Origin of the sequence: Pseudomonas sp. I2 (assembly GCF_040984075.1) — a bacterium.
GTDB lineage: Bacteria > Pseudomonadota > Gammaproteobacteria > Pseudomonadales > Pseudomonadaceae > Aquipseudomonas > Aquipseudomonas guariconensis_B.
Window position 1 is genome coordinate 17,697 of the sequence record NZ_JBCGFQ010000020.1, and the last position, 12,770, is coordinate 30,466.

Annotated in this window: 16 protein-coding genes; 10 read left to right on the forward strand and 6 right to left on the reverse strand. The window is 67.3% G+C overall.

Annotated elements, in window-relative coordinates; translation table 11 throughout:
- Position 1: 1 nt before the first annotated feature.
- Positions 2-823 (forward strand): ATPase, encoded by an 822-nt coding sequence (locus tag WCE05_RS12215; protein ID WP_368815992.1) that lies wholly within the window; start codon positions 2-4, stop codon positions 821-823.
- Between the two features lie 75 nt (positions 824-898).
- Here the strand turns inward: WCE05_RS12215 and WCE05_RS12220 are convergent, their stop codons facing one another.
- The 3 genes from WCE05_RS12220 to WCE05_RS12230 are packed head-to-tail and all read right to left on the reverse strand — an operon-like array spanning position 899 to position 3,453.
- Positions 899-1,948 carry an alkene reductase gene (locus tag WCE05_RS12220; RefSeq protein WP_253080353.1) on the reverse strand — a complete coding sequence of 350 codons (1,050 nt, stop codon included), beginning with the start codon at positions 1,946-1,948 and terminating at the stop codon, positions 899-901.
- A gap of 19 nt (positions 1,949-1,967) precedes the next feature.
- A complete protein-coding gene (locus tag WCE05_RS12225) occupies positions 1,968-3,137 on the reverse strand; it encodes an MFS transporter (RefSeq protein ID WP_225787998.1) in 1,170 nt (389 codons plus the stop codon).
- A gap of 13 nt (positions 3,138-3,150) precedes the next feature.
- Complete coding sequence (locus WCE05_RS12230) at positions 3,151-3,453, reverse strand: helix-turn-helix transcriptional regulator (protein WP_225787999.1); 303 nt, start codon at positions 3,451-3,453, stop codon at positions 3,151-3,153.
- 152 nt (positions 3,454-3,605) lie between these two features.
- On the opposite strand from WCE05_RS12230, the gene WCE05_RS12235 reads away from it, so the two are divergent.
- Entirely contained in the window at positions 3,606-4,178 is a 573-nt protein-coding gene (locus WCE05_RS12235) for an ACP phosphodiesterase (RefSeq protein WP_253091123.1), read from the forward strand.
- A 42-nt stretch (positions 4,179-4,220) separates the two neighbouring features.
- Here the strand turns inward: WCE05_RS12235 and WCE05_RS12240 are convergent, their stop codons facing one another.
- On the reverse strand, positions 4,221-5,009 hold the full coding sequence (locus tag WCE05_RS12240; RefSeq protein WP_253091124.1) for a lysophospholipid acyltransferase family protein: 789 nt from the start codon (positions 5,007-5,009) through the stop codon (positions 4,221-4,223).
- The gene (olsB, locus tag WCE05_RS12245) at positions 5,009-5,764 is read right to left on the reverse strand and encodes an L-ornithine N(alpha)-acyltransferase (protein ID WP_225788002.1); all 756 of its coding nucleotides are present in this window, start codon (positions 5,762-5,764) and stop codon (positions 5,009-5,011) included. Before olsB ends, WCE05_RS12240 begins: the two co-directional genes overlap by 1 nt.
- A 137-nt stretch (positions 5,765-5,901) precedes the next feature.
- Between olsB and WCE05_RS12250 the strand changes: the two genes are divergently transcribed.
- Genes WCE05_RS12250 through WCE05_RS12275 form a run of 6 tightly spaced genes read left to right on the forward strand, consistent with a single transcriptional unit; the run spans position 5,902 to position 10,639 of the window.
- Positions 5,902-6,789 (forward strand): acyl-CoA dehydrogenase family protein, encoded by an 888-nt coding sequence (locus WCE05_RS12250; RefSeq protein WP_225788003.1) that lies wholly within the window; start codon positions 5,902-5,904, stop codon positions 6,787-6,789.
- 51 nt (positions 6,790-6,840) lie between these two features.
- Positions 6,841-7,920 (forward strand): serine hydrolase domain-containing protein, encoded by a 1,080-nt coding sequence (locus WCE05_RS12255; RefSeq protein ID WP_368816009.1) that lies wholly within the window; start codon positions 6,841-6,843, stop codon positions 7,918-7,920.
- A complete protein-coding gene (locus WCE05_RS12260) occupies positions 7,917-8,216 on the forward strand; it encodes an amidase (protein ID WP_253080356.1) in 300 nt (99 codons plus the stop codon). The genes WCE05_RS12255 and WCE05_RS12260 overlap by 4 nt, the downstream gene beginning before the upstream one ends.
- 44 nt (positions 8,217-8,260) lie before the next feature.
- Positions 8,261-8,842, forward strand: coding sequence for a YceI family protein (locus WCE05_RS12265; RefSeq protein ID WP_225788005.1), 582 nt, complete (start codon positions 8,261-8,263; stop codon positions 8,840-8,842).
- A gap of 1 nt (position 8,843) precedes the next feature.
- Complete coding sequence (locus WCE05_RS12270; RefSeq protein WP_253080357.1) at positions 8,844-10,001, forward strand: phosphatidylserine/phosphatidylglycerophosphate/cardiolipin synthase family protein; 1,158 nt, start codon at positions 8,844-8,846, stop codon at positions 9,999-10,001.
- 59 nt (positions 10,002-10,060) lie between these two features.
- Entirely contained in the window at positions 10,061-10,639 is a 579-nt protein-coding gene (locus WCE05_RS12275) for a DJ-1/PfpI family protein (protein ID WP_368815993.1), read from the forward strand.
- Positions 10,640-10,725: 86 nt separating this feature from the next.
- Here the strand turns inward: WCE05_RS12275 and WCE05_RS12280 are convergent, their stop codons facing one another.
- Positions 10,726-11,124: a nuclear transport factor 2 family protein gene (locus tag WCE05_RS12280; protein ID WP_225788008.1), complete on the reverse strand. Its 399-nt coding sequence runs from the start codon at positions 11,122-11,124 to the stop codon at positions 10,726-10,728.
- A gap of 115 nt (positions 11,125-11,239) precedes the next feature.
- Here WCE05_RS12280 and WCE05_RS12285 point away from each other — a divergent pair, with 115 nt between their 5' ends.
- Together WCE05_RS12285 and WCE05_RS12290 are read left to right on the forward strand one after the other, a co-directional pair.
- Positions 11,240-11,830, forward strand: a complete 591-nt coding sequence (locus tag WCE05_RS12285; RefSeq protein ID WP_225788009.1) for a GNAT family acetyltransferase — start codon at positions 11,240-11,242, stop codon at positions 11,828-11,830.
- Entirely contained in the window at positions 11,827-12,699 is an 873-nt protein-coding gene (locus tag WCE05_RS12290; protein ID WP_253080358.1) for a carbon-nitrogen hydrolase family protein, read from the forward strand. Before WCE05_RS12285 ends, WCE05_RS12290 begins: the two co-directional genes overlap by 4 nt.
- Positions 12,700-12,770 lie beyond the last annotated feature (71 nt).

Consider the following 12,770-nt stretch of genomic DNA (forward strand, 5'->3'; position numbering starts at 1 on the left):
CATGCGTAACGACTCACACGACGATTTCGACGACGTACCGACCTTGCGTGCCGGTACTCCAGATGACGACGAGCTGCTGCCGGCGCATGTGGCGCGCAGCCGCCAGAAGGCCGCGCGCCCGGCCAGCAGCGGCCCCCTGTGGGCACTGCTGTGCGCGTCGTTCATCGCCTTGGCGGGGTTGGGCTGGTGGAGCTTCCAGCAGATCTCGCTGATGGAGCAGCAACTGGTGGCGACCCAGGAGAGTTTCGCCCGTATCAGCGAGGAAGCGGCGGGGCGCTTGCAGGCGATCAGCGGCAAGGTGGAGGCCAGCGAGTCCAGCGCCAATACCGGCAGCGAGGCCCTGAAGCTGCAGATCCGCCAGTTGCAGGCGAGCCTGGCCGAGCAGGGCAAGCAGCAGCAGGGGGTGGCCGGCCAGGCCGGTGACCTGGGCAAGCGCCTGGAGCAGGTGCTGGCCGATACCCGTGAGCAGCAGAAGGCGGTGACCGAGCTGCAGAACCAGTTGCAGGCGCAGCTCAAGGCCGTCAATGGCGAACTGGCGGCGCTGAAGTCGGGCCAGGTGGATGGCGGCAAGCTCGACGGCCAGATCAAGAGCCTGAGCAATGAGGTGGCGGCGTTGAAGAAGCAGGGCAACCCGAGCGCGGCCATCGAGAGCCTGGAGCAGGATGTGCTGGTGCTCAAGAGCCAGATCGACAACCGCCCGACGCCTGCCGCAGGGGCCTCGGTGCAGGAGTTCGACGCCTTCCGCAGCCAGGTGACCCGCAACCTCAACACCCTGCAGAGTCAGATCCAGAACCTGCAGCAGCAGATCAACGCCCGGCCTTGATGCGGGCTCCGGTTTGTCGATGGGGCTGCAAAGCAGCCCCAGGACGCGGCCGGACTGGCCAACCCCGAGCCGTGGTCACATCCGCGGATAATCGATATACCCCACCGGCCCCTTGGCATAGAAGGTTTCCGGGTGCGGCTCGTTCAACGGCGCATCGGCAGCCAGGCGCGCCGGCAGGTCCGGGTTGGCGATGAACGGGATACCGAAGGCCACCGCATCGGCCGTGCCATTGGCCAGGGCCGCATTGGCGCTGGCCTTGTCGAAGCGCTCGTTGACGATGTACGGGCCGCCGAAGGCTTCCTTGATCAACGGGCCGATGCTGTCGTCGGCTTCCTGCTCCCGCGAGCAGATGAAGGCGATGCCTCGCTTGCCCAGCTCCCGTGCGACATAGGTGAAGGTTTGCGCGCGGTCGGCGTCGCCCATGTCATGGGCGTCGGCGCGAGGGGCCAGGTGCATGCCCACACGGTTGGCGCCCCACACCTCGATGACCGCGTCGGTCACTTCCAGCAGCAGGCGCGCACGGTTCTCCAGGGCGCCGCCGTAGCGATCGGTGCGCTGGTTGGTGCTGCTCTGCAGGAACTGGTCGAGCAGGTAGCCATTGGCGCCATGGATCTCCACGCCGTCGAAGCCGGCGGCCTTGGCATTCTCGGCACCCGTGCGGTAGGCCTCGACGATGTCGGCGATTTCCTCGGTTTCCAGGGCGCGTGGGGTCGGGTACTCGGTGACCGGCCGGATCAGGCTGACATGGCCCTTGGGCTGGATCGCGCTCGGCGCCACGGGCAACTCGCCGTTCAGGTAGCTGGGATGGGAGATGCGCCCCACGTGCCACAGCTGCAGGAAGATGCGCCCACCGGCGCCATGCACGGCCTTGGTCACGTTGGTCCAGCCGCGCACCTGCTCATCGGACCAGATACCGGGGGTGTCCGGGTAGCCGACGCCCATGGGCGTCACCGAGGTCGCCTCGCTGAGAATCAGCCCGGCGCTGGCACGTTGCACGTAGTACTCGGCCATCAGTGCGTTGGGCACGCGGCCTTCATCGGCGCGGCAGCGGGTCAGCGGGGCCATGATGATGCGGTTGGGCAGCTCGAGGTCGCCCAGAGTGATCGGATCGAAGAGCGTGGTCATCTGCTTAGCCTCGCGTGGGTCAATTGGAAGCGCTGGCCAGTTCGGCATCGCCGCCGCGCTGGCTGAAGGTGATGAGGGTGACGATCAGCGCCAGCACCGCCAGGGCCGCTGCGGCCAGGGGCACGCGGGTCAGGCCGAAGCCATGGGCGATGACGCTGCCGCCGACCCAGGCGCCCAGGGCATTGCCCAGGTTGAAGGCGCCGATGTTCAGGGTCGAGACCAGGTTCGGTGCGGCCTTGCCGTAGGTCACCACGTTGACCTGCAGGGCCGGCACGGCGGCGAAGGCGGCGGTGGCCCAGAGGAACAGGGTGATTTCTGCCGGCACCAGGGCGCTGCTGGTCCAGCTCAGTACGGTGGACACCACCGCCATGGCGGCGAACACTCCTACCAGGGTGGCACCCAGGCGGCGGTCGGCCAGCTTGCCGCCGAGGATGTTGCCCAGGGTCAGGCCCAGGCCGATCAGCAGCAGGGTCCAGGTCACGCCGCGTGGCGATACGCCGGTGACGTCACCGAGCAACGGTGCCACATAGGTGAACAGGGCGAACATGGACGCGGCGAACAGCACGGTCATGCCCAGCGACAGCCAGATGCCGATGCCCTTGAGGGCGGCCAGTTCGGCGCGCATGTCGACCTTTTCTTCCTGGCGCTGCAGCGGCAGGAAGCGCACCAGGCCGATCAAGGCGATCACCCCGATCAGTGTCACGGCCCAGAAGGTCGAACGCCAGCCGGCGACCTGGCCCAGTGCAGTGCCCAGGGGCACGCCGAGCACGTTGGCCAGGGTCAGGCCGGTGAACATCAGCGCCACCGCAGAGGCGCGGCGGTTGGCCGGCACCAGGCTGGCGGCCACCACCGAGCCGATGCCGAAGAAGGCACCGTGGCACAGGGCGGTCACCACCCGGGCGAACATCAGCAGGTCGTAGTCGCTGGCCACGGCGCACAGCAGGTTGCCGACGATGAATACGCCCATCAGCGTCACCAGCGCGGCCTTGCGGGGCAGGCGGGCGGTGGCCAGGGCCATGAACGGTGCACCGATGGCCACGCCCAGGGCGTAACCGGTCACCAGCCAACCGGCGCCGGGGATGGTCACGCCAAGGTCCTGCGCCACGTCGGGCAGCAGGCCCATGATGACGAACTCGGTGGTACCGATGGCAAAGGCGCTCAGCGCCAGGATCAACAGGGAAAGGGGCATTGCAAGGTCCTTGTCAGAGCTCTTGGCTCATCTGCTCGAGGAAAGCCCGGATGGTTTGCTCGTTGCGTTTGAAGAAATGCCACTGGCCGATCTTCTGGCTGCTGATCAGGCCCGCGCGCTGCAAGGTCGCCAGGTGGGCGGAGACGGTCGACTGCGACAGGCCGCAGCGTTGGTCGATCTGCCCGGCACAGACGCCGTATTCGGTGCTGTGCTGCTGGTCGGGGAATTGCGCCGCGGGGTCCTTCAGCCAGTTGAGGATGTCTCGCCGGACCGGGTGGGCCAGGGCTTTTATTATTTCGTCGAGATCGAGAGGCATGGTTGGGCTCGTGGTGTGTAGCGGTATATCGCGATGGGACGAAATATAAATCGATATTTCGCGATATACAAATATGAAGAGGTTCTGAGCTGAGCATGAATCGCTATATCGCGTTATAACGATATGGCCGGAGTGGGTGCTAGACTGGCGCCATGAATTACCTCGCACACCTTCACCTGGGCGGCCACGCGCCGCAGCAACTGCTGGGCAGCCTGTATGGCGACTTCGTCAAGGGCTCGCTGGACGGGCGTTTCCCGCCGGCGCTGGAGGCCTCGATCCGGTTGCACCGGCATATCGACAGCTATACCGACAGCCACCCGCTGGTGCTGGCGGCGCTGGCGCGTTTCCCCCGCGAGCGGCGGCGCTATGCCGGGATCATCCTCGATGTGTTCTTCGACCACTGCCTGGCGCGGCATTGGGCGGACTATGCCGAGCAGCCACTGGGCGAGTTCACCGAGGCGTTCTATCGCGTGCTGCTGGCCCAGTCCGAGCTTCCGGGGCGGCTGGCACACATTGCGCCGTTCATGGCGGCGGATGACTGGCTGGGGGCTTATGGCGACTTCGCGACCCTGGAGCAGGTGTTCAAGGGGATCGCCCGGCGGCTGTCGCGGCCGGAGGGGATGAGTGGGGTGATGGGGGAGTTGGAGCGGCTGTACGAGCCGTTGCTGGCGGATTTTCGCGAGTTCTATCCGCAGTTGCAGGCCTTTGCTGCGGCGGGCAGGTGAGGCGGTACCGCCGCGAGTAGGCCGGTACTGACGCCGCCGCAACTATGCCGCCTGCGTCCGACGACGCGGCGCCATCTCCACGTCCTGGATGCCGAACAACGCCATGTGGATCGCCTGCTGCGCCTGGAAGGCCAGGGCCGCCCGCTCCTTGCCCGCACTGGTGATCGGCTGCAGCAACTGAATGACCACCTCGCCGCGCGGTTGGCTGAACAGCCGCACCAGGTGCGAAACCAGGTCATCGTCGCCGATGAACGGCGCCACAGGGTCGGGCTCGCCATCGCGCAGGTACTGGATCGCCACCGGCTGCAGCGGCGTGCCCAGGTCGATGGCAGCGGCCAGCAGACGACCATGGAAGGTACGCAGGCTGCGGCCGTCGGTGGTGGTGCCTTCCGGGAAGATCAGCAACGGCCGTCGCTGGTTTAGCTGGTTGCCGATCTGCCGGGCCAGGCGTTGGCTGTCGCCGCTTCCGCGGCGGATGAACAGGGTCCCGGCCTTCTGCGCCAGCCAGCCGGCCAACGGCCAGTGGCGCACTTCGGCCTTGGACAGGAACGACAGGGGCGTGAGCATGCCGAGCAGGGGAATGTCGGTCCAGGACACATGGTTGCTGACCCACAGCATCGGCTGGCGTGGCAACGGGCCGACCACGCGCACCTTGAAGGGCAGGGCGCCGACCAAGTGCTGCATGAACCGGCGCGTCCAGCGCTGGCGCCGTTCGACGGAGGCTTTCAGGCCCAGGCGTTCGCCGAAGGCGATCACGCTGGCCATGAGCATGCCCAGCAGCAACACCAGTATCAGCCGGGCCAGGCGGGCGAGTACCCGCAGGCGCGGCATCAGACCGCCGCCTTGAAGTGGCGGGCATAGCGCGGACAGAGGTCGTCGCGCTTGAGCAGGATGAACACGTCGGCGACCTGGAAGTCCTCGTCCCAGCAGGGCTCGCCGCAGATCTTCGCGCCCAGGCGCATGTAGGCCTTGAGCAGCGGTGGCATTTCGGCGATGACGTTGTTCGGCAGGGCCAGGCTCGGCAGCGGCTTCTTCGGCTCGGCGCGCAGGTGCTCGGTGCACAGGTAGCGCTCGCGCAGGCGCTGCATGATGGCGTGGGCCTGCACGCCGCCGTCCTGCATGGGGATGCTGGCGCACCCCATCAGGTAGCTGTAGCGGCCCTCGTTGAGCACCTCGGCAAGCTCCCCCCAGAGCACGGCGATGGTGCCGCCGTTGCGGTAGGCCGGGTCGACGCAGGTGCGACCCAGCTCGAGGATCGGGCCCTGCAACTGGAGCAGCCCGTGCAGGCTGAATTCTTCTTCGCTGTAGAAACGGCCCAGGCTGCTGGCGGCCTGGTGATCGAGCAGACGGGTGGTGGCGACCAGTTGGCCGCTGGCCAGGTCGCGCACGCCGATGTGGCGGCAGTGGATGTCGTAGTCGTCCATGTCCAGGCCCTGTTCCGCGCCCTTGAGCTTGGCCTTGAATTCGGCGCTGAACACCTTGAAACGCAGGGCCTGCGCTTCTTGCAGGGCCGCGACGCCGACCAGGCGTTCGGCTTGCAGACGGCGTTCAGTGCTGTTGTCGCCAGAGCGAGCGATCCGAGTCATTGCGAGTCTCCCTAAGCCAGCCAAAGAGGGTTGCGGCCGGTCGGCTTTGTTGTGCAAAGTCAGCCTAGGTACGCGCGGTGTCACCCCTGTGAATCTTTGGTGATGCTTGCGTGACAACCCCTTGCGAGGAGCGTCCGATGGCCTGGTTGCAACGACTCAACGACCCTTTCCGCCAGCCCCGGGCCGACAGCCTGGGCGAAAGCCACGGTGCGCTGCTCGAGCGCCTGGGGCCGGTCAACCCCTTCGAGCTGGCGGTGCTCGGCGGCCGTGCCATGGCCACCCCGGGCCTGGCCTTCCTGGTCGGCTACCAGGCCGCTTTGCGCGTGCTCTGGCCCAGCGCCCCGGCCAGCCTCGGCGCGCTATGCGCCACTGAGCGGCGCAGCGTGCGGCCGGCAGACATGCAGACCCGGCTCGATGGCCTGCGCCTGACTGGCAGCAAGGACTTCGTGACGGCAGGGCTCGAGGCCGAGTGGCTGTTGGTGGCGGCGCGCAGCGAAGGGCAGGGCGAACCTCCCCGCCTGAGCCTGGCGGTGGTCTACCCGGGCGAGCCCGGGGTGCGTCTGGAGGCCCTGCCGGCGCTGCCGCTGATGCCCGAGGTCGGGCATGCCCGCCTGCACCTGCAGCAGGCCGCCTGCGAACTGCTCGCTGGCGATGGCTGGGACGCCTATGTCAAACCGTTCCGCTCCCTCGAGGACCTTTATGTGCTGGCGGCGCTGGTCGCCTGGTTATATGGCGTCGGTCAGGACAGTGGCTGGCCGCGGGAGCTGCGCCTGCGTCTGCTGGGCCTGCTTGGCGGTTGTGCCGAGGGCAGCCGGCAATGCGCCGACAGCACCGCCTGCCATCTGCTGCTCGCCGGGCTGTTCGCCCAGTTCCAGGGCTTGCGCGGCGATATCGACAAGGCCCTGGCTGCCGGCCCGCAGGCCTGGGCACATTGCTGGCAGCGTGACCAGGGCGTGCTGGCGCTGGCCGCTGCCGCCCGCGACAAGCGCCTGGAAAAGGCCTGGGCCGCCGCTGGATTGTCATGAAACCCTGGCAGGCTCGCCCGATCCGCGACGAGAGGGCCGGCCATGGGTACGCTGAAGGGGCTGTTGGGCATCCTGGGGATGGTCGCCATGCCGGCCTGGGCCGAGGCATGGCCGGACCCGGACTGGCACACCGAGCCCAATGCGCTCGACTGGCAGGCCGTCGACGCCTATGCCTTCCCGGCGCGCCATGCGACCGAGCGCACGGGTGTGCGCAGCGACGCGCTGCTGATCATTCGCGATGGGCGCATCCTGCATGAGCGCTACGCCGCGCCAAGCGGTGTCGATACCCCGCACCTGACCTGGTCGATCAGCAAGAGCGTGCTGGCCACTCTGCTCGGCGTGGCCCAGGGCGAAGGGCGCTTCGCCCTCGAGGACCCGGCGGCCCGTTACTACCCGCCACTGCAAGCCCACCCGCGCTTGCGCCTGGTCGACTTGCTGCACTGGGCCAGCGGCCTGGCCTGGCAGGAGGATTACGAATACGCGCCGCTCAAGTCCTCGGTGGTGGCCATGCTCTATACCCGTGGCCGCGCCGACATGGCCGCTTTTGCCGCTGCGATGCCCGCCGACGCGACGCCGGGCGCACGCTTTCTCTATTCCAGCGGCGACAGCAACCTGCTGGCCGCCGCCCTGCGGGGCATGCTCGAGCCTGGGCAATACGAGGACTACCCCTGGCAGGCGCTGTTCACGCCGCTGGGCATCGACAGTGCCGTCTGGGAGCGCGATGGCGCCGGCACCTACGTGGGGTCTTCCTACCTCTACCTGAGCGCCCGCGACCTGGCCAGGATCGGCCTGCTGATGCTGCGCGAGGGGCGCTGGCGCGATCGCCAGCTACTGCCGGCGGGTTGGGTGGCGTTCAACCGACGCCTGTTCGAGCACGCCGAGGCAGCCCCCGGCGAGGCCAACCCCGGCGGCCACTGGTGGCTCAACCAGCCGTTGCCGGGCCACCCTGCACCCTGGCCGGACGCACCGCTGGATACCTATGCGGCGCTTGGGCATTGGGGCCAGGTGCTCTACCTGCTGCCTTCGCAGAAGCTGGTGATCGTCCGTTACGGCGACGACCGTGATGGCAGCTACCGGCACAACGAGCTGCTCAAGCGGGTGCTGACTGCCCTGGCTGCGGAGGGCGCATGAAGCACCTGGTGTGGCTGGTGCCGATGTCGTTGTTGCTGGCCTGGGCCTGGCATGAGCGCCAGGCGTTGGCGGACTTCCCGGGGATTCTTTCGGCCTATTCGGCCAAGGAGTACTGCTCGTGCCGGTTCGTCATGGGCTTCGACGCGGCGTATTGCCAGGGCTACGTGAAGCAGTACCTGCCGTTGGGCCGGCTGGAGGAAGACCCTGCGCGGCGACGGGTGTTCGCCGAGGGCCTGGGGCGCAGTAGCGTGGCCGCCTGGCAGGGGGCGCGCGCGGGCTGCCGCTTGCTGCCATGAAGAGGGGCGGGTAAGGTTGACGGCCTTGTTTCAAAGGACTTCACATGTTCAAGTTGCTCCGTCTCCTGCCCGCCCTCCTGTTGGCCCTGTGCTTGCCCGCCCACGCCAATTGGCACCTGGACGGCGAGTCCTCGCGCCTGTCCTTCGTCACCAGCAAGAACGGCGATACCGCCGAGGTGCATCGCTTCCTGGTGTTGCACGGCAAGGTCGACCGCAAGGGCCTGGCGCAACTGCGCATCGAGATGGACTCGGTCAGTGGCGGCGTTCCGCTGCGTGACGAACGCATGCGCAACGAGCTGTTCGAGGTCGCCCGTTTCCCGGAGGCCCAGGTGCAGGCGCAGATCGACCTGGGGCCGATCAATGACCTTGCCAACGGCGCCCAGGTGGAGCTGCGCCTGCCGGTGACCGTGACCCTGCATGGCGAGTCGCGCAGCTACAACGTCCTGTTGCTGGCCACTCGTCTGGACGAGCGGCGCTTCCAGGTGGTGACCCTGGAGCCGCTGCTGCTGCGCGCCGAGGACTTCGGCCTGATGCCGGGCCTGGCGACCTTGCGCAAGCTCGCCGGGCTTTCTTCCATCAGCCCATCGGTACCGGTGAGTGCGGTGCTGATCTTCGCCGCTCGCTGACATGTCGGGGCCGGTCTTCCCTTGGCGGGGTGGCAACCAGTTCGAGCTGTTGATCGACGGCCCCAGGTTCTTTCCGCGCATGCTCATGGCGATCGTGCGTGCTGAATTCCAGGTCGACCTGGAGCTCTATCTCGTGGAAGCCGGCGCCTGCGCCGAGGCGGTGGTCGAGGCCCTCGAGCAGGCCGCTGGCCGGGGTGTGCGGGTGCGCTGCCTGTTCGACGACTACGGTGCGCTGGCCTTCCCCTCGGCCCTGCGCCAGCGCCTGCAGACGGCGGGTGTCGAGCTGCGGCTGTACAACCGCCTGCGCTGGCTGCGAGGGTTGCGCAACTTCTATCGCGACCATCGCAAGCTGCTGCTGGTGGACGAGCGCTGGGCCGTGGTCGGCGGCACCGGTGTCACCGACGCGTTCTGGAAGCCGGGGGACGAAACCAGCGAGTGGCATGAGGTGATGGTGCAGATGCAGGGGCCGATCGTGACTGACTGGCAACTGTTGTTCGATCGCCAGTGGCACGCCAACAACCGGCGCACCGCCTGGCGCCCACCGGAAGGCTTCGGGTTGCCGCGCCTGCCTCGCGTACCGGTCCAGGGGCAGGGCCTGGGCCGGGTGGCCTATGCCGATGCCCGTCAGCACCGAGACATCCTGCATGCGCTGGTACGGGCCCTGAACAGTGGCCAGCGTCGCATCTGGCTGGCCACGCCGTACTTCCTGCCGACCTTCAGCGTGCGCCGCTCCTTGCGCCGGGCTGCGCAGAAGGGCATCGATGTGCGCCTGCTGCTCACCGGCCCGCGCACCGATCATCCGGCGATACGCTACGCCGGTCATCGCTACTATCCGCGGTTGCTGCGCGCCGGCGTGCGGATCTTCGAGTACCAGCCCTGCTTCCTGCACCTGAAGATGGTGCTGGTGGACGACTGGGTCAGCGTCGGTTCGTGCAATTTCGACCACTGGAACCTGCGTTTCAACCTCGAGGCCAATGTCGAGGCCATCGACCCACCGTTGACCGCCGCCGTGGCGGCCAGTTTCGAGCGCGACTTCGCCCTGAGCCAGGAGGTCGACCTGGCGCTCTGGCAGGCCCGGCCGCTCTGGTGGCGGGTGCAGCAGCGGCTGTGGGGATTGCTCGATCGCCTGGTGGTCAACCTGCTGGATCGCCGCGACTAAGACGGCGAAGCGGACTATCGTGCAGGGATTGTTCTCATGCTACGGAAGGAGTGGCGGCGATGACGGCGAAGAAGATTCTCATGCTGGTGGGCGACTACGTCGAGGACTACGAGGTGATGGTGCCCTTCCAGGCCCTGAAGATGGTCGGCCACACGGTGCACGCGGTGTGCCCGGAGAAACTGGCGGGGCAGACCGTGCGCACGGCGATCCACGATTTCGAAGGTGACCAGACCTACAGCGAGAAGCCAGGGCACGCTTTCGCCCTGAACCAGGACTTCGTGCAGGTGCGGGCCGAGGGCTATGACGCGCTGCTGATCCCAGGGGGCCGGGCGCCTGAGTACCTGCGCCTGGATGAGCGGGTGCTGGGTTTGGTCAAGGCCTTCGACCAGGCCGGCAAGCCCATCGCTGCGGTGTGCCATGGGGCCCAGTTGCTGGCGGCGGCCGGTGTGCTGGATGGGCGCGAGTGCAGTGCGTATCCGGCGTGTGCGCCCGAGGTGAGGTTGGCGGGAGGGCGATATGTGGACATCGCCATGGACCAGGCGCACGTGGACGGGAACCTGGTGACCGCACCGGCCTGGCCAGCGCATCCGGCGTGGTTGGCGGCATTTCTCAAATTGATCGGGACGCGGATTGCCTGACGTAGAGGAGGGGGCCATTCGCATCATCCGAGGTTTACCCGGGCTTGTGCGAAGCGCCCCCAAAACTGTACTGCCAACCCCAGCCCTCAGCCCACCTGCTCGACCCAGTCATTGAGGTTGTAGTAGTTGGTCACCCGGGCGATCTTCCCGCAATGGATGTAGAAGAACGCCCCAGCCGGCAGCACGTAGGTCTGCCCATTGGCCGGTGGCAGCCCTTCGTCATCGGCCAGGTACTCTCCGTGCACGGTGAACTCGGCGGCCGCGCGGCTGCCGTCGGCGTTCTGCATCACCACGATGTCGGCCAGGCGCTCCCGGTAGCAGCGGTTCATCTTGTCCATGAAGGCTGCGAAAGCCGCCTTGCCCATCTGCCGCTCGCCCTGGTTGATGTCATGGATCACGTCCTCGCTGAGCAGGGCGAGGAAGGCCGGCATGTCCCCGGCATTGAAGGCGGCGTAGTAGGCGTTGACGAGCTCGGTAGCGGTCATGGCAATGTTCCTGTCGTGTACGGGAAAGGGAATGGCGTGGAGCGGATGATAGGGTTTCCCCTCAAGCCCGGCTTAGCCGAGCGCGTCATCCACATCGACAAAACGACCGCTACGCATGGAAATCCGCCTGTTGCACGGCGCTGCCATCGCGCCTTACATCGATGACCTCGCTCGCCTGCGCCTGACGGTGTTCCGCGAGTTCCCCTACCTCTACGACGGCTCGCCGGAATACGAGGCCGACTACCTGTCCACCTATGCCCGTTCCGGGCGCAGCCTGGTGGTGCTGGCCCTGGACGGCGGCAAGGTGGTCGGCGCCTCGACCGGCCTGCCCCTGGTCGACGAGACGCTCGAGTTCCAGCAGCCGTTCCTGGCCCAGGGCCGGGACCCGGCGAGCGTCTACTACTTCGGCGAGTCGGTGTTGCTGCCGGCCTACCGGGGCCAGGGCCTGGGCGTGCGCTTCTTCATCGAGCGCGAATCCTACGCCCACAAGCTCGCTGAATTCGACTACTGCGCCTTCTGCGCTGTCGAGCGCCCGGCCGGCCATCCCCGGCGCCCACTGGACTACAAGCCGTTGCATGGCTTCTGGCGCAACCGTGGCTTCCTGCACGATCCGTCGCTGCGCACCACCTATGCCTGGCGCGACCTCGACGAGCAGACCGAATCGGCCAAGATCATGTCCTTCTGGCTCAAGGAACTGCCGGTATGATCCGCCTCGCGGCGTGCCAGTACGCCATCGAACTGTACGAGAGCTGGGACGCCTATGCCGAGCACTTGCACGGCTTGTGCGCCGAGGCGGTCGAGGCTGGTGGGCAATTGCTGCTATTGCCTGAATATGCCGGCCTGGTGCTCAGCGGCCAGTTGCCGGTACAACAGCGCAGCGACCTGAAGGCGTCGATCGCCGGCATCCAGCCGCTGGTCGCGCCGTGGTTGGCGCTGTGCGAAAGCCTTGCCCGTCGCTGGGGCATCTACCTGCAGCCTGGCAGCGTGCCCGTGCTCGACGCCGATGGCCGTTACCGCAACCGTGCCTGGCTGTTCGGTCCGGACGGGGTGCTGGGCCATCAGGACAAACTGATCATGACCCGCTTCGAACGGGAGCAGTGGGGGATCGCCGCAGGCGAAGGGCTCAAGGTGTTCGACACGGCCCTGGGGCGCCTGGGCATCCTGATCTGCTATGACAACGAGTTCCCCCTGCTGGCCCGGCGCCTGGCCGAAGGCGGTGCGGACCTGATCCTCACCCCCAGTTGCACCGACACCGAGGCGGGGTATCACCGCGTGCGCATCGGCGCCCAGGCGCGCGCCCTGGAGAACCAGATCGCCGTGTTGCAGAGCCCTACGGTGGGCATGGCGCCTTGGTCGCCGGCGCTGGATGAGAACATCGGGCGGGCAGGGCTGTTCGTGCCGCCGGACCATGGTATGCCGGCCAATGGCGTGATCGCCGAGAGCGCCGAATTGTGCCCTGGCGGTAGCCGTTGGTTGGTCTGTGAGGTGGATCTGGAGGAGGTGCGACGGGTACGGCGGGAAGGGCAGGTGTTCACCCGGCGGGACTGGCCGGAGCAGTTCGAGCGGGTTCTGTAGGGCTGGGTTGGCCGCTGCGCGGGTCTGGCAGAGCCTTGAAGCTTGGGGCTGCAAGGCAGCCCCAAACGGTC